The sequence below is a fragment of the Natranaerovirga pectinivora genome (assembly GCF_004342165.1).
GTDB classification, from domain to species: Bacteria; Bacillota; Clostridia; order Lachnospirales; family DSM-24629; genus Natranaerovirga; species Natranaerovirga pectinivora.
In genome coordinates this window covers 450212-467038 of sequence record NZ_SMAL01000003.1, presented here as the reverse complement: position 1 = coordinate 467038, position 16827 = coordinate 450212, and the positions used below count along the sequence as shown (strand labels likewise).

Below are 16827 nucleotides of genomic sequence, written 5' to 3'. Positions count from 1 at the left end.
GACCCCTTGAAGACTACAAGGTAGATAGGTTGGAGGTGTAAGTGTGGTAACACATTTAGCTGACCAATACTAATAGGTCGAGGTCTTAATCTAATTATGATTGCTTTAATCTTTGATTAAAGCAACTAAACCGTAAGTATGGCAGATGCGTATCTGTCTTAAAAAGACTTTACAACTGTCAAAAACATTAGAATGAACCGTTACAAAACTTCTTCTCAGTATGTAGTTTTCAAAGTACAAATATAATTGACATCCCAGTGTGAATTATATATAATGTAAATTACCAATATAGGGGCATAGTTCAGTTGGTAGAACGTCGGTCTCCAAAACCGAATGTCGTGGGTTCAAGTCCTGCTGCCCCTGTTTGGCCCAGTGGTTCAGTTGGTTAGAACGCCGGCCTGTCACGCCGGAGGTCGAGGGTTCGAGTCCCTTCTGGGTCGTTTAGGGCGCATAGCTCAGCTGGGAGAGCACCTGCCTTACAAGCAGGGGGTCACAGGTTCGAGCCCTGTTGCGCCCATTAAGTTGAAAAACTTACAATTAAATATGGCGGAGTAGCTCAGTTGGCTAGAGCATACGGTTCATACCCGTAGTGTCGGCGGTTCGACTCCGTCCTCCGCTATTATTTAGTAAAAGCTTAGAGATCATTCTCTAGGCTTTTATGCGTTATATGGGAAAAATAACTAAAAAATCATAAAAGCTTAGATAAGAATTATTATTTTCTACTATATACTATTTTAAATATAAGTGTGATATAATATTACAACATGCAATATTTGAAACTGAGGTGAATAGAATGAGAATAGGAATAGGTTATGATGTTCATAAATTAGTTGATGGGCGCAGACTAATTATAGGTGGAGAGACAATTCCTTATGAAAAAGGATTGTTGGGACATTCAGATGCTGATGTATTGACCCATGCTATAATGGATGCAATTTTAGGCGCCGCATCATTAGGTGATATAGGAAAGCTTTTTCCGGATAATGACAGTACTTATAAGGATATTTCTAGTATCGAATTATTAGAAATAGTTAGAACTAAGGTAGAAGAAAAAGGATATAAGATAGGCAATATTGATTCCACTATTATAGCTCAAAAACCTAAGATGGCCCCATACATACCTTTAATGGTTAAAAACATATCTAATGCACTTAATATAGAAGAAAGTGATATAAATATAAAAGCAACTACAGAAGAGGGACTAGGTTTCACAGGGGAAGGGTTAGGAATTTCAGCACAAGCTATTTGTCTGTTAACTTAGATGATACCCCTTGCTGGTGTAAAAGACAAAGCTTCGTTGAAAATATAATACTTAAATCCTTGAAAGAAATTTGTGGATTAGACTTAGATAGTATCGTTATAAGAATGTAATAATTTATATAGAAAGGAAACAATTATGACACTAGAATTTAAACCCTTATCTGTTGAAGATAAAAAAGAATTAGAAGATTATTTTAAACTAAATGGGAACGTTAGTTGTGAGTATAATTTTAACACCATTTATCTCTGGAATAATCTTTATAAAACACATTTTTATAAAACAGATAACTATGTAATATTTTTAAATCAGTATCTAGATCAGTATTATTCAATGATGCCATTAGCAAAAGAAGAATATTATAGTGAGGCTTTTGAGATTATATGGCAATATTTTAATGAAGAGTTAAAAATGAAATTACCAATGTATGCTGTTGAAGAAAAATTTGCAAAGCATATTATTGAAAATTATAAAGACAAATTCACAGTAACAAAAGATAGAGATAACTTTGACTATATATACAGTGCTGAAGAATTAAGAACCCTTGTCGGTAAAAAATTCAATAAAAAAAGAAACCATGTAAATGCTTTTATGAGAGATTATGAAGGGCGTTATGAATATAGACCAATAACCACAGACCATCTAGATGAAGTTATGGAATGTTTAGAAAGATGGAATGATGAAAAAGAGTTAATAATAAGTAATCAGTTAAAAGCCGAATCAAAGGGCATTGAAAATGTAATTAATAATTTAGACTTCCTTGATATGAGAGCTGGAGGAATATGGATTGATAATAAGTTAGAAGCTTTTACTATTGGTAGTTATTCAAACAATAAAACAGAAGCGATTATTCATAGTGAAAAAGCAAATTATAATATTCGTGGATTATATGCTGCCATCAATCAAATCTTTTTACAAAAAGCGTATCCCAATATAGAAACTGTTAATAGAGAAGATGATCTTGGCATACCAGGCATTAGAAAAGCAAAAATGTCTTATAGACCAATTAAATTATTAAAGAAATACAATATTTTTCAGATATAAAAAGTAGGTGAAATCATTGTCATTTGGTTTAGTACAATCTACAGATATCAGTAAAGTAAAAGCATTATGGAAATTGTTATTCCAAGATTCTGATGCCTTTATGGAATACTATTTTGATACTAAAACCTTAACAAATGAAGTTTTAGTTTATAAAGAAATGGAAGAAATCATATCAATGATACATCTTAATCCATATAAAATAATCGTAAATCACGTTATAGAAAATATAGACTATATAGTAGGCGTTGGCACTCAACCATCTCAACAAGGCAAGGGCTATATGAGAAAGATGATGTTAAACACATTAAAAAGACTATATAACAAAGGTCATAGTTTAACTATGTTAATGCCAGTTGATGAAAAAATCTACGATGGATTTGGATTCTCTTTTATTCATAATAGATACGAAGTTTTTATTGAAGACAAAAATATACTTAATGACTATGAAGATATTTATAAAATAGAAAATGTTGATGGAAAAAATATTCATAAAATGGAAGCATTCTACAATAATCAAATAGCTCTAACACACAGTATCTGCATAAAAAGAGATTGTAATGATTTTAATAATATATTAAAAGAACTAATATCAGAAGGTGGTTCTATCATTAATTTTTATAAAAATGATTTACATATAGGGTATCTAATGTTTTATAATACAGAAGACTTATTTGACGTTAGAGAAATTCTATATGCTGATTATAGTGCTTTAAAGAGCATTTTAGGCTATATTAAATCAATAGCTAAGTCTAATAAGCTTAAAATTAATACTCATAATCAGGGTATTCATTATTTTATACCATATGGTGATAAATCTAAAATAATTCTAAAGCCAACCATAATGGGAAGAATTATAAATGTAGAAAAGTTTTTAAAACTCTTTAATATAGAAGAAAACTTTAATATTAATATAAAAGTAAATGACTTTATTATAAATGAAAATAATGATATATATAAATGGATAAATGAATTTGAATGTAACACCATAATAAAAACCAATGATACTCCTGATTTGGAGTTAGATATAAGTACTTTGTTAGAATGGTTATTTGGATATATAGACTTTAAATCTTTAGTGAACTTAGGTAAAATCAAAATAAATAACCACGAAATATACCATAAATTTATGGATATAAAAATGAACAATAACATATATATAAATGAAATTGTATAATGACATATGTAACAAGAACAAAGAAATAGAATAATATATATTATGTTTAAGTCAGTTACAGTAAAGTATTGACGATTAACAACAGTTGATATATTATAGTAGTAATGATTTTTATGAATGGCTAAGATAGGAAGAGTAATATAATGAATCTTTTCAGAGAGAAACTGTCATTGGCTGAGAGCAGTTTTAAAGGGAAGTTATATGAAATGCATCCTTGAGCTGATTAGGTGAATTAATAGTAGCTTAGTTCGGGTAACGACCGTTAAAGCGTTAAAAGTGAGAAGCAAGGGTAAATGCTTCTAATAAGAGTGGAACCGCGGATAAACTTCGTCTCTTTAATATATAAAGAGCTGAAGTTTTTTTGTTTTATAACAAAGTACTCTAAGAACAATCAATCACTAAATTATCAAGGAGTGATTCAAAAATGGGGATTATTAGATTTATTAAAGATGAAATGGCAGTTATAAAAGAACGTGACCCTGCATTAAAATCAAAGTTTGAAATATTTTTATACCCAAGCTTTCGTGCTATGTATAGATATAGAATAGCACATTGGTTTTATAAACATAAGCGATATTTAGTTGCAAGGTGGATATCTACAAGAGCTGCTAAAAAAACAGGCATTGATATTCATCCAGGGGCACAAATAGGAAAAGGGTTGTTTATAGACCATGGAATAGGTGTTGTTATTGGAGAAACCTGTGAAATAGGAGATAATGTTACAATTTATCAAGGTGTAACATTAGGGGGAACTGGAAAAGAAAAAGGTAAAAGACATCCAACTATTGGGAATAATGTCATGATAAGTGCAGGTTCTAAAATATTAGGTTCTTTTAAAGTAGGAGACAATTCAAGAATCGGTGCAGGTTCTGTTGTTTTAAAAGAAGTGCCACCTAATTGTACAGTAGTAGGAATCCCAGGAAGAATAGTAAAAATAAATGACAAAAGAGTTTCGCCAAGTAGCATGCTAGATCAAATTAGTTTACCTGATCCAGTAGAAAACGAATTGAACGCCTTAAATGATAGAATTATACTGCTAGAAGACACCATTAACAAACTTATAGAGAGTAAGAAATAGAAAAATAAAGATTAATAGGAGGAATGAATATGAAAATTTATAATACACTAACACGTAAAAAAGAAGAGTTTATACCAATAGAAGAAGGTAAAGTAAAAATGTATGTCTGTGGGCCTACAGTTTACAATTACATTCATATAGGAAATGCAAGACCTTACATTGTATTTGATACCGTTAGAAGGTATTTAGAATATAAGGGATATGAAGTGAACTATGTTCAAAATTTTACAGATATAGACGATAAAATTATTGTAAAAGCCAACGAAGAGAAAGTGACATCAAAAGAGATAGCAGAAAGATTCATTGAAGAAGCATTAAAAGATGCGGATGGATTAAATGTTAAGAGAGCAACTACACATCCAAAGGCTACTGAAGAAATAGATGATATGGTTAAAATGATAGGAGAGCTTATTGAAAAAGGTTTTGCCTATGAAAAAAAAGGAACAGTTTACTTTAGAACTCAGAAATTTGATAACTATGGTAAATTGTCTAAGAAGAACATTGAAGATTTAGAAGCTGGGGCCCGAATTGCAGTAAATGAAGAAAAAGAACATCCTATGGATTTTGTTCTTTGGAAACCTAAAAAAGAGGGAGAACCTGCTTGGGATGCACCTTGGAGTGAAGGAAGACCAGGATGGCATATAGAATGTTCAGTAATGGCTAAAAATTACTTAGGAGATCAAATTGATATCCATGCAGGTGGAGAAGACTTAGTGTTTCCCCATCATGAAAATGAAATTGCACAAAGTGAAGCTGCCAACGGTAAAAACTTCGCAAAGTATTGGATGCATAATGCGTTTTTAAATATTGATAACAAAAAAATGTCCAAATCAACAGGGAATTTCTTTACAGTAAGAGAAATATCTGAAGAGTTCTCTTATAATGTTCTTAGATTTTTTATGCTAAATGCACACTATAGAAACCCTTTGAATTTTAGTAGAGAGCTTATGGAAGCATCAGAAAATGGATTAGAAAGAATTAAAACAGCTGTATTTAATTTAAACCACATTAAAGATCATTCTACAGTTGAAAGTATAACAGAAGTAGAAAAAGAACAACAAAATCAACTAAAAAGCTATATAGATAAATTTGAAGAAGCAATGGATGATGATTTTAATACAGCGGATGGTATTGCTGCAATATTTGAATTGGTTAAATTCGCAAACTCAACGGTAAGTGATAAAACATCAAAAGAATTGGCAATGACAATATTAGAAACCATTAAAAAACTTAGTGATGTATTAGGATTGAATTTTGATCAACAACAAGGGTTATTAGACGAAGAAATTGATGATTTGATTCTACAAAGACAAGAAGCTAGAAAAAATAAAGATTTTGCAACAGCGGATAGAATTCGTGATGAATTAATGAATATGGGCATTGCAATAGAAGATACAAGAGAAGGTATGAGATGGAAAAGAGTATAAATGCAAATGAAAAAACAGGTGATTAAATGAAAGAACTAATGGCATATATGAAAACCCAATTAGAGTTAAAAGATTATGATTTAAAAACTTATTCTCCTTTGGTATTAGCTTATATCGGAGATATATTTTATGACTTAATCATTAAAACAAAAATCGTAACAAATGGTAATGCACCTGTGAATAATCTTCATAGAAGATGTAGTAATCTGGTTAAAGCAAAAACCCAAGCCACAATAATGAAGTATCTAATAGAGGAATTAACATTAGAAGAAGAAGCAGTTTATAAAAGAGGACGAAATGCAAAGTCAGGTAGTAATCCTAAAAGTTCTAGTGTAACAGAATATAGGATTGCTACAGGACTAGAAGCATTAATTGGTTATTTATATTTAGATGGACAATATGAACGAGTTATAGATCTTGTACGAATAGGATTAGAGAAGTTAGAGGCGGGGAGCAGTAATGAGTAATTCAAAAACATTTATTAAGGGAACATTACTATTATCTTTAGGTGGGCTAATTACTAGAATATTAAGTATGTTCTTTAGAATACCTCTTATATATTTAACTGGGGACGAAGGAATGGGTTACTATCAGAACTTCTATCCTGTATTTATGGTCCTTGTTTCTATTGCAATTGTTGGTATGCCACAAGCAATATCAAAAATTGTTTCTGAAAAAACGGCAACAGATAATCAACAAGAGGCATATGCCTATTTTAAAGTAGCCATTAGGCTTTTATGTGTTTTTGGCCTTGGATTGACTCTAATTTTATTTATAGGTGCACATTGGTTAATCAAATTAGCCAGTTGGCCATCTAATAATATTGTTGTTATTTATAGTCTTGCGATATCACCTTTTTTTGTATGTTTGGCAGGTGCCATAAGAGGCTATTTTCAGGGTAGACAAATAATGAAACCAACAGCAGTAAGTCAAATTATAGAAGGGTTTATTAAAGTTGTTTTTGGAGTAGGCTTAACCTATGTACTAATAAGAAATGGCTTTGATATACATATTGCTATTGGTGGTGCTGCATTAGGGGCTTCATTAGGATTTATCTGTTCTGCACTTTATTTGGTATATGTTTGGAGAAAAGAAAAGAAAAAAGAAGAAGGCCTTTATAATACCATTCAATATGACTGGAAAAAAATAGCAAAACAATTGATACTGTTTTCAATTCCTATAACAATAGGTGCATCAGGGTACTCTATAATGACAACAATAGATGCGGTGACATTATTTAATAGGCTAAGAGTTGTTGGAATATTCTCAGATGAAGCCAATATCATAAATGGTCAAATAGGAAAATCTTTTAGTATTATTAATGTACCATTGACACTGGCAGTAGCAATAATGATAAGTACAGTACCAGCAGTTGCAAAGGCAAAGCATTCTAAAAAAGAATTAATAGAATCTATAGCCACGTCCATAAGATTAAGTTTACTATTTGCCTTTCCTTGTGCAGTTGGACTGGGTATATTATCCAAACCTGTGATGCAATTAATATACCAACAAAATTATCTAGGCTATGAATATTTACGATTATATAGTATATGTTTGTTTTTTCTTATTCTAGGACAAGCCCTAGCCAGTATATTACAAGGGTTAGGTCATTATATGGTACCTGTATGGACATTACTAATTAGTGGCGCATTTAAAATTATAATCAATTATGTTTTAATTCCTACGGCCTTATTAGGACAAGGGGCATTAATTGGTTCTATTGGTTTTTATTTTGTATTTACTGTGTTAAACTATATATATCTTAGAAAGATTATTAAAGAAAAGATTATTTTATTAAATCATTTTATAAAAATACTATTATCTGCTGGTATAATGGGAATTATAGTCTTTATAACATTTAATGTATTTTTAGGATTTTTAGGAACAAGTATAACCACTCTATTATCTATTGGTATAGGTGGCATTATTTATATATTATTATTATTTATTACAAAAAGCATAAAAGAAGAAGATGTAGCAGCTCTACCAAAACATGAATTAATAATAAACGGGTTAAAAAAATTTAAATTGCTATGAAAAGAAGAGGATTGAAAATATGAAAGAATTCAAAGAGGATAAAAGTAAAAGCGAAGAATTAGAACTGGTTTTAGAAGGAAGAAATGCAGTACTAGAAGCATTAAAATCAGAGAGAAGTATTGATAGAATATTAATACAAGAAGGAAGCCAAGAAGGTTCAATAAAAAAAATAATAAAAGATGCAAGAACGGCTCAAATAGTTGTTAACTTTGTGGACAAAGAAAGAATTGATGGTTTATCGAAAACAGGAAAACATCAAGGTGTTATGGCTTATGTAGCTGCTTACAATTACGCGTCGGTAGAGGACATACTAAAAAAAGCTGAAGAAAAAGGTGAGCAGCCATTCGTTATTATACTTGAAAATATTATGGACCCTCATAATCTAGGTGCCATAATTAGGACTGCTAATATTGCTGGAGCCCATGGTATCATTATACCCAAAAGAAGAGCAGTTGGATTAACGGCAACTGTGGCTAAAACTTCAGCAGGTGCTATTAATTATACACCAGTAGCAAAAGTAACCAATATAGCACGAACAATTGAAGAATTAAAGGAAAAAGGTCTTTGGTTTGCATGTGCAGATATGGATGGAGAAGTGATGTATAAAGTTGATTTAAAAGGCCCTATTGGATTGGTTATAGGTAGTGAAGGTGAAGGCGTAAGTAAAAACATAAGAGAAAAATGTGATTTTATAACATCTATTCCAATGAAAGGTGAAATAGAATCATTAAATGCATCTGTTGCGGCAGGGGTTTTGGCATTTGAAATTGTAAGACAAAGAAATATGACCCTTTAAAATACTTAACAAAAGTATATATATATAGTATACTTTATACTATATATGGGAGTAGGATATGCAATATTCAAGGGTTTTCTTTATAAAGAAAATCCTTGATATACATAAAGTAAAGGCAATACAAGGAACCACATTTTTCACCAAGTTATTCCTTGATTAAAAATGAGAAGAAATGAATAGGTGATACATATGGATAACACATTACGAGATGATACTTATTTAAAAGATTATAAGCATTATACTGATGAAGAGATTATTTTACATATAAAAAGTGGGGATAATGACGCCCTTGAATACCTGATGAATAAATATAAAAATTTGGTAAAAAAGAAAGCTAGAACATATTTCTTAATAGGCGCAGATAGTGATGATATTATTCAAGAAGGCATGATAGGACTTTATAAAGCCATTAGGGATTTCAAGGATGACAAAGAAGCGTCTTTTAAAGTATTTGCGGAATTATGTGTGACAAGGCAGATTATTTCTGCTATCAAAGCATCAACAAGAAAAAAACATGTCCCTTTAAATTCATACATATCCCTAAATAAACCTATGTATGAGGAAGATTATGAGAAAAATTCTCTACTAGATCGAATGCCATCAGAAAAAGTTGTTAATCCTGAAGAAATGCTAATTGACAAAGAGAACTTAAATATGATAGAATATGAACTCGATAATAGATTATCAGGGTTTGAAAAAGATGTATTAAAATTATATCTAGATGGTGTGAATTATACGAAAATAGCTGAATTGCTAGATAGACCAATAAAATCCATTGATAATGCCCTACAAAGAATTAAAAGAAAAGTAGAATTAATATTAGAAGAAAACAACAATAATTAGCTCTCGTAGCTCAGTAGGTAGAGCGTCGCCTTGGTAAGGCGGAGGTCTCGGGTTCAAGTCCCGTCGGGAGCTTTAAAATAGACTTTTAGCGATTTTGCTAGAGGTCTTTTTTGTTTATTATTTTATATTTTGTGCAAGTAATAAACTATACTTATTTAACAAAGAAATCATTGACAGATATAAAATGTTACAATTATGTAAAGAATCCTTAAAAGAAATTTAATAAAAATGACGACGAAAAACAGAAAAATAACACTAATATTAGATAAATAACTTTTAATAAAAATAAAAACATAAAATTTTGCGACTAAAACAAGAGAAAATTAAAATTAAAATCTTGATTACACTTCTGTTTTTATATATAATTATCTTGTTGTATAATTTTTGGTAAAACTAGAAATAATTATATATGAATTCCATTTTAAAAATTTATGAACAATTAATTTCAAGGAGTGAGTAGATGAGGAAAACTATAAAAGCATTAGCTTTGCTTTGTATGGTCGTAACAATGACATTACAAGTTGGTGCTGCTAGTATAGACAAAGGATTTACTAATATAATTGAAAGTTTTCAAGGAGATATAAAATTTAATGATTTTAATATTGGTTTTCAAGGAGATTCCATATTGATAAACCAACAAGTATTTGTTCCAATTAGAGAATTAGCAATTCTTTTTGAAGCAAAAAATATACTATGGGAAGAAGAGACTCAAAGTGTAACAATAACAACTAAAGATGCTGTAATTATTATTGCTAATGAGTCTAATGAAATATTAGTAAACGGTGAAACAGAAGTTATTAACCAAAGTGTTAGCATAATAAATGGAACAATGTATGTACCTATAAGAGCATTTTCAAAGCTTCTAGGTGCAGAAGAAATTGAATGGGACAATATGACGAGAACTGTTCTTATCACTAAACCTAATCTGGTTGTTAAAGAACGTTTTCTCTTACAAAGATCAGCAGAAGTTATTGAAGAAGCTAAAGAAGAACCTAAGGAAGAACCAGCAATTAAAGTAGCAAAAAGTTATTCAGATGAAGATCTTTATTGGCTATCTAGAATCATTGAAGCAGAATCTAGGGGTGAGCCATATCAAGGGAAATTAGCCGTTGCTAATGTGGTTATTAATCGTAAAAAAAGCAGTCTTTTTCCAAATAACATAAAAGACGTTATTTTTGACAGACAATATGGTGTGCAGTTTACACCTGCTTATAATGGGATGATTTATAACAACCCAGGAGAAGAAAGTATAAAGGCAGCAATAGAAGCCCTTGAGGGTAATAATAATATTGGTAATGCTTTATACTTTGTACCTACCAGCGCAAGAGGAAGTTGGGTTGCAACAAATAGAACTTATCATACCCAGATATCAGGTCACGCATTTTACTTATAAGATGAAATGAATGCTTTAAACGAAGTGTGTATCTCTTACGCAAAGTAAATGGCATAGGCTGAGTTATATAAATACAATAAGAAGTAGAAAGTTGCAACTTAATGAATGTGACTTACTACTTCTTTTTTTACCATTTTTTAGTTATTGAATATAGGGTCAAAATACCGTATACTCTCAGTGTGAAGGGGGTAGTTAATATGAAGAAAATGGTATTTACTATAATAACATTAGTATTATCATTCATCATAGTACAACCAATAAATGCTTTTGCTTCTTCTTATCATATGCATACCGTTATGCCAGGTGAAACTTATTTCACTATATCTGTAAAACATAATAGGAATTTAAACAGTATACAAAGTATTAATTACAGAAATCCAATGGAATTACAACCAGGAGATTTAGTAAGGTTAAATGCTATAAACCAAATAACTGTAGAAGTAAATAATAGGTTGGTTCACTTTGATAGACAACCTTATATTGAAAATGACAGAGTATTTGTTCCACTTAGGTTTATTTCTGAGGCCCTAGGGGTTGATGAAATAAAATGGTTACAAGGTTCAGCAACAGCTCAGATTATTAGAGGTAGCGATACTATTGAAGTCACTAGAGGATCAGATATTGCTAGAATAAATGGAAGAAATGTAAAATTAGATGCACCAGTTCAATTGTACACAGACAGAACCTTTGTACCCATTAGATTTTTTGCAGAAGCATTTGGAATAACAAATATTCAGTGGGATAACAATAATAATAAGGTAAGTATTAATGGTAATACTTCAGCAACTGTAACAAGTACTAGCACAAGTTACACAGAAGATGAACTGTTTTGGTTGGCAAGAATTGTTCATGCGGAAGCTTCAGGGGAACCCTATGCAGGGAAATTAGCTGTTGCTAATGTTATTATAAATAGAAAAAATAGTAGTGAGTTCCCTAATAGTATATATGGTGTCATATTTGACAGAAATCATGGCGTACAATTCACACCTATATCTAATGGAACCATATACAATACACCAAATGCAGATAGCATAAGAGCCGCTAGAGAAGCATTAGAAGGTCATAATAATATTGGTAATAGTTTATTCTTTTTAAACCCAGCAAAAGCTACAACATTTTGGATTACAGCGAATAGACCATATATTACAACAATAGCTGGACACGCATTTTATTTATAGGAAGAAACTTTAAAAAAACAAAAGCAAAGAAAAGCTGATTTCATATGGGATCAGCTTTTTTCTTTGACTTTTTAATAAAATATGGTATTATTAGTAATAATATAAAAGTAATTTTTTGTATTTCCTTGGAAGTATTATAAAATTCTTTTAGTAAAAAAATTTGCGCCTAGATCGGAAAAAAGGTGCTATTGTATTAAGACTAAATTCAAATAAAAACAATACATTTAAGGAGGCTTCTTAATGTCAGAAGAAAATCTTGAAAAAAATGATTCAATTTCTAAAAATTTTATCGAGCAAATTATCGATAAAGATTTAGATGAGGGAACATATACGAAAGTCCATACTAGATTTCCTCCTGAGCCCAATGGTTTTTTGCATATAGGACATGCTAAATCTATTCTACTTAATTATGGGACAGCTAAGAAATACAATGGCAAATTTAATTTAAGGTTTGATGATACAAATCCAATGAAGGAAAAATCTGAGTACGTTCAGTCGATTATTGAAGACGTTAAATGGTTAGGTGCTGACTTTGGAGGGCATACATTCTTTACATCAGATTATTTTGATACAATGTATGAATGTGCTATTAAATTAATTAAAAAGGGTAAGGCCTATATTGATGAACTAAAAGCAGAAGAAATTAAAGAACTTAGGGGTACATTAACACAGCCAGGTAAAAATAGCCCTTATAGAGATAGACCGACCCAAGAAAGTTTAGCTTTATTCGAAAAAATGAAAAATGGGGAATTTCCTGATGGCGCTATGGTATTAAGAGCTAAGATAGATATGAGTTCACCCAATATCAATATGAGGGATCCTATTATTTATAGAATTGCTCACGTAACCCATCATAACACGGGAGACAAATGGTGCATTTATCCTTTATATGATTATGCACATCCAATAGGAGATGCTATTGAAGGGATTACACATTCTATTTGTACATTAGAATTTGAAGATCATAGACCTTTATACGATTGGGTATTAAAAGAATTAGAATTTGATACGCCACCTAAGCAAATAGAGTTTTCAAAACTCTACTTAACAGATGTTATTACAGGAAAAAGAAATCTTAAAAAACTTGTTGAAGATGGTATTGTTGATGGCTGGGATGACCCTAGATTAGTCACATTATCTGCTTTAAGAAGAAGAGGGGTAACGCCTGAGTCCATTAAGAAATTTATGGAACTTGTTGGTGTTTCAAAAAGTCAAAGTTCAGCAGACTATGCTATGTTTGAATATTGTATACGAGAAGATCTAAAGTTAAAAAAAGAAAGACTTATGAGTGTCATAAAACCTTTAAAAGTGGTTATAACAAACTATCCAGAAGATGAAGTTGAGTACCTAGACGCAGAAAACAATCAAGAAAATGAAGAAATGGGCATAAGAAAGATTCCTTTCTGTAGAGAGATATATATTGAACAAGAAGATTTTATGGAAAATCCACCTAAAAAATACTTTAGATTGTTTCCAGGGAATGAAGTACGTTTAAAAAACGCGTATTTTATCAAATGTGAAGAAGTTATTAAAGACGAAAATGGAGAAGTCATTGAATTACGATGTTCTTACGATCCAGAAACAAAAAGTGGGTCAGGATTTACTGGTCGCAAAGTAAAAGGAACCCTTCACTGGGTAGCAGCGCCATATGCTGTAAAAGCAGAAGTTAGACTTTATGAACACATTTTAAAAGAGGGAGAGCCTTTAATTAAAGACAATGGGGATTGGAATGTGAATCCAAATTCATTAGAGGTATTGAAGGAGTGCTATATAGAGCCATATGTAAAAGATGCAAAACCAGGAGATAGTTTTCAATTTGTAAGACATGGTTATTTCTGTGTTGATTCTAAGGATACAACAGAAGATCATCTCGTATTCAATAGAATTGTATCTTTGAAAAGCTCATATAGACCAGACTAAAATTAAAGGTGTGGTAAGGTTGAAAAATTTATTTTCAGAATTAGAACAACTGGGTTTGAGTCAATTGGGAAATATTCAGATTTATAAGCAGGAAGAAGAGGAAGAAAGACATTTAGAAGAGTTAAAAATGAAAGAAACTGATATTGTCTATGATAGAAGCTATATGTGTCCTGTCTGTGACAAACAGTTTAAGTCTAAAGCAGTTAAGACTGGTAAGGCGAGACTAAAGTCTACAGATACAGACTTAAGACCTGTTTATGATTATATTGATCCTATAAAGTATGACGCTGTAGTATGCCCTAGTTGTGGTTATGCAGCCATGAATAGGTTCTTTACGAATATCACTGATTTGCAAAGAAAATGGATTAGAGAACAAATTTCCGTTAATTTTAAGGGTTTGGCTCAAGACAATGATATCTATGATTATGAAGAAGCCTTAAAAAGATATAAATTGGCTTTAATTAATGCTGTTGTAAAAAAAGGAAAATTAAGTGAAAAAGCCTATACATGCTTAAAAATAACTTGGTTATTAAGAGGTAAAGAAGCACTAATTCGAAATAAAGAATTGCCAATTATTGAGAGCTTAAAAAAACAAGAATTAGAGTTTGCTAAAAAAGCATATGAAGGATTTTCTCAGGCTTTTGGTAAAGAATCTTTTCCCATATGTGGTATGGATGAGATAACTGTAACGTATTTAATTGGTGAATTAGCAAGAAGAACAGGCAATGACGAAGAAGCACTAAGATGGCTCTCAAAAGTTATCACTTCTAGAGCAGCCAATGAACGCATTAAGGATAGAGCAAGGGAAGTTAAAAATATCATTAAAAAAGAGCAAGAAAAAATAGCGGAGAGTTAATCTCTGCTATTTTATTGTTCTAATTTATAACTATTTGTTTTAATAATTGTTCTAGGTAGAGCATCTTTGGATTCTTTCCAAGGCTCTTTTTCAAACCTGTAGTCAAATTTAGTAATAAACCAGTCTAAATCTCCTTGAACCCTTTCAATATTTGTAAAATAAAGCTCAGACAGGATGCCAATAAACTCTTCTAAATCATTGGATTTTAAATACTTATCACTTTCTTCATAAAGGGTTCCAAAGTGTTGTGTACATAAACCTTTCGAAGCTTTTACTTTGTCTTTAAAGGCAGGGTCTTTTTTCCATAGGTAGAAGAAAGTATCGATATACCTAGCAATGACATATTCTATTCTATTACAAATATAACAGTCATTGGAAACCCTATCAATATATTCTTTCAGTGGAGAAGCAGCCCCTTCTTTCTTTTTAAATAGTCCTTTAGAAGATATCTTTGGATTTTTACCCAATATACTTTTAAGATCTTTTTGTACTTTCATTTGATGGGTATGAAGCATAAGAGCAAGACCTAATCTGTTTTTCTCTTTATACAATTGTTGAACATGTTGCTGGCAAAAACCTGATTTATTCGTTGCATCTCTAATATCATTTTCCATATAGCTAGGACCCATAGTAAAGTCAATGGCTTCTCTTTCAAGCTTTGAATAAAGCCAACAAAGTGGACATTCAGTTGCTTCGTTAAGAGCATCTAAAACAGGAATAGTGTAAATTTTTTCTTTCACAATAGCACCTACTTTTATAGTATAATAGTGTTTAGAGTAAGACAAGTTCTCTACTTAAATGTACTTTATAACATATCTGTAGTATAGCATACTCACATATTCAAAAAAAGGAAATATTGGTGATAATATGAAAATATTGAAAGATAACAACAATCTAATCATTGAAGATGTTAAAAGCTTTAATATAATGCAAATCTTAGAGTGTGGACAATGCTTTAGGTTTTATAAAATAGGAGAATTAGATTACTTAATTATTGCCCATAATAGAGTTTTAAGGGTTGAACAAAAGGACAATCAAGTGATTCTATACAATACATCCATGGAAGATTTCGAAAAAATATGGTCTAATTATTTAGATATTCATACGGACTATAATTCAATAAAAGAAACTTTACTTACGAAAGATAGTAACTTAATAGAATCCATAAATGTTAAAGAAGGTATACGTATCTTAAAACAAGACACCTGGGAAACCCTTATATCCTTTATAATTTCCCAAAACAAACAGATTACTCATATAAAACAAGTCATTGAAAATCTATCAAAAGAATATGGCACCATCATTGGTGAACATAACGGGGTCGACTATTATTCCTTCCCTACACCTGAACAATTAGCAGGTACCACAGATGAAGCCTTAAGAAATTGCAAAACAGGATTTAGAGCACCCTACATCTTAGATACAAGTCAAAAAGTTGCAAGTGGAGAAATCGATATTAACGAACTAAAGAAAGCATCTACATCAGAAGCTAGAGAAAAACTTATTTCAATCAAAGGGGTTGGGAATAAAATAGCAGACTGCGTCTTATTATATGGACTTGGAAGAACAGAAGTATTTCCCACAGATGTGTGGATTAAAAGAATTGTTGAACATATGTATCTAAAAGAAGAATCCAAATTAGATAAAATTCAAGAATTTGCTGCTACTCATTTTGGAGAACTGGCTGGGTATGCTCAACAATATTTGTTTTATTATGGTAGAGAGAACAAAATAGGCAAGTAATTATTAAATAATTTAAATAGTGTGTAAAACTGTAAGAAAACCTCCTTCTAAATTGTTATATATATGAAGGAGGTTTTTTA

15 protein-coding genes, 5 tRNA genes, 1 rRNA gene and 1 other annotated feature are annotated in these 16827 nt (G+C 31.0%); of the genes, 20 read left to right on the top strand and 1 reads right to left on the bottom strand.

Translation table 11 applies throughout. From position 1 onward, the window contains the following. The 19 genes from EDC18_RS06990 to EDC18_RS06900 form a co-directional block, all read left to right on the top strand. Window positions 1-93, top strand: a 23S ribosomal RNA gene (locus EDC18_RS06990); the annotation flags it as partial. Between the two features lie 197 nt (window positions 94-290). Beyond that, window positions 291-363, top strand: a tRNA-Trp gene (locus EDC18_RS06985). Between the two features lie 3 nt (window positions 364-366). Continuing rightward, window positions 367-440: transfer RNA gene (locus EDC18_RS06980), tRNA-Asp, on the top strand. A gap of 4 nt (window positions 441-444) precedes the next feature. After that, window positions 445-517: transfer RNA gene (locus tag EDC18_RS06975), tRNA-Val, on the top strand. A 28-nt stretch (window positions 518-545) separates the two neighbouring features. Continuing rightward, a tRNA-Met gene (locus EDC18_RS06970) sits at window positions 546-619 on the top strand. Window positions 620-793: 174 nt separating this feature from the next. Then, on the top strand, window positions 794-1261 hold the full coding sequence (gene ispF / locus EDC18_RS06965; protein WP_132251637.1) for a 2-C-methyl-D-erythritol 2,4-cyclodiphosphate synthase: 468 nt from the start codon (window positions 794-796) through the stop codon (window positions 1259-1261). A gap of 135 nt (window positions 1262-1396) precedes the next feature. Further along, a complete protein-coding gene (locus tag EDC18_RS06960; protein WP_132251635.1) occupies window positions 1397-2302 on the top strand; it encodes a DUF2156 domain-containing protein in 906 nt (301 codons plus the stop codon). 16 nt (window positions 2303-2318) lie between these two features. Next, on the top strand, window positions 2319-3476 hold the full coding sequence (locus EDC18_RS06955) for a GNAT family N-acetyltransferase (RefSeq protein WP_165878507.1): 1158 nt from the start codon (window positions 2319-2321) through the stop codon (window positions 3474-3476). A 114-nt stretch (window positions 3477-3590) separates the two neighbouring features. Next, window positions 3591-3814 (top strand) — a binding site (T-box leader). 86 nt (window positions 3815-3900) lie between these two features. Next, window positions 3901-4554: a serine O-acetyltransferase gene (gene cysE / locus EDC18_RS06950; RefSeq protein WP_132251632.1), complete on the top strand. Its 654-nt coding sequence runs from the start codon at window positions 3901-3903 to the stop codon at window positions 4552-4554. A gap of 29 nt (window positions 4555-4583) precedes the next feature. After that, window positions 4584-5981 carry a cysteine--tRNA ligase gene (gene cysS / locus EDC18_RS06945; protein ID WP_132251630.1) on the top strand — a complete coding sequence of 466 codons (1398 nt, stop codon included), beginning with the start codon at window positions 4584-4586 and terminating at the stop codon, window positions 5979-5981. Between the two features lie 26 nt (window positions 5982-6007). After that, complete coding sequence (locus EDC18_RS06940; RefSeq protein WP_132251628.1) at window positions 6008-6448, top strand: Mini-ribonuclease 3; 441 nt, start codon at window positions 6008-6010, stop codon at window positions 6446-6448. Then, entirely contained in the window at window positions 6441-8018 is a 1578-nt protein-coding gene (locus EDC18_RS06935) for a putative polysaccharide biosynthesis protein (RefSeq protein WP_132251626.1), read from the top strand. Before EDC18_RS06940 ends, EDC18_RS06935 begins: the two co-directional genes overlap by 8 nt. A 19-nt stretch (window positions 8019-8037) precedes the next feature. Beyond that, the gene (gene rlmB / locus EDC18_RS06930) at window positions 8038-8814 is read left to right on the top strand and encodes a 23S rRNA (guanosine(2251)-2'-O)-methyltransferase RlmB (RefSeq protein ID WP_132251624.1); all 777 of its coding nucleotides are present in this window, start codon (window positions 8038-8040) and stop codon (window positions 8812-8814) included. A 189-nt stretch (window positions 8815-9003) separates the two neighbouring features. Beyond that, entirely contained in the window at window positions 9004-9657 is a 654-nt protein-coding gene (sigH, locus tag EDC18_RS06925; protein ID WP_132251622.1) for an RNA polymerase sporulation sigma factor SigH, read from the top strand. Further along, window positions 9657-9729 (top strand) — tRNA-Thr (locus EDC18_RS06920). Before sigH ends, EDC18_RS06920 begins: the two co-directional genes overlap by 1 nt. 388 nt (window positions 9730-10117) lie before the next feature. Then, the gene (locus EDC18_RS06915; RefSeq protein WP_132251620.1) at window positions 10118-11050 is read left to right on the top strand and encodes a cell wall hydrolase; all 933 of its coding nucleotides are present in this window, start codon (window positions 10118-10120) and stop codon (window positions 11048-11050) included. Window positions 11051-11247: 197 nt separating this feature from the next. Then, window positions 11248-12228 (top strand): stalk domain-containing protein, encoded by a 981-nt coding sequence (locus tag EDC18_RS06910; RefSeq protein ID WP_165878506.1) that lies wholly within the window; start codon window positions 11248-11250, stop codon window positions 12226-12228. Window positions 12229-12468: 240 nt separating this feature from the next. Next, window positions 12469-14148, top strand: coding sequence for a glutamine--tRNA ligase/YqeY domain fusion protein (locus EDC18_RS06905; protein ID WP_132251617.1), 1680 nt, complete (start codon window positions 12469-12471; stop codon window positions 14146-14148). A gap of 19 nt (window positions 14149-14167) precedes the next feature. Next, window positions 14168-15004, top strand: coding sequence for a DUF2225 domain-containing protein (locus EDC18_RS06900; protein WP_132251615.1), 837 nt, complete (start codon window positions 14168-14170; stop codon window positions 15002-15004). An 11-nt stretch (window positions 15005-15015) separates the two neighbouring features. Here the strand turns inward: EDC18_RS06900 and EDC18_RS06895 are convergent, their stop codons facing one another. Next, a complete protein-coding gene (locus EDC18_RS06895; protein WP_132251613.1) occupies window positions 15016-15744 on the bottom strand; it encodes a DUF6062 family protein in 729 nt (242 codons plus the stop codon). 127 nt (window positions 15745-15871) lie between these two features. Here EDC18_RS06895 and EDC18_RS06890 point away from each other — a divergent pair, with 127 nt between their 5' ends. Then, on the top strand, window positions 15872-16747 hold the full coding sequence (locus EDC18_RS06890; protein WP_132251612.1) for a DNA-3-methyladenine glycosylase family protein: 876 nt from the start codon (window positions 15872-15874) through the stop codon (window positions 16745-16747). Window positions 16748-16827: the final 80 nt, after the last annotated feature.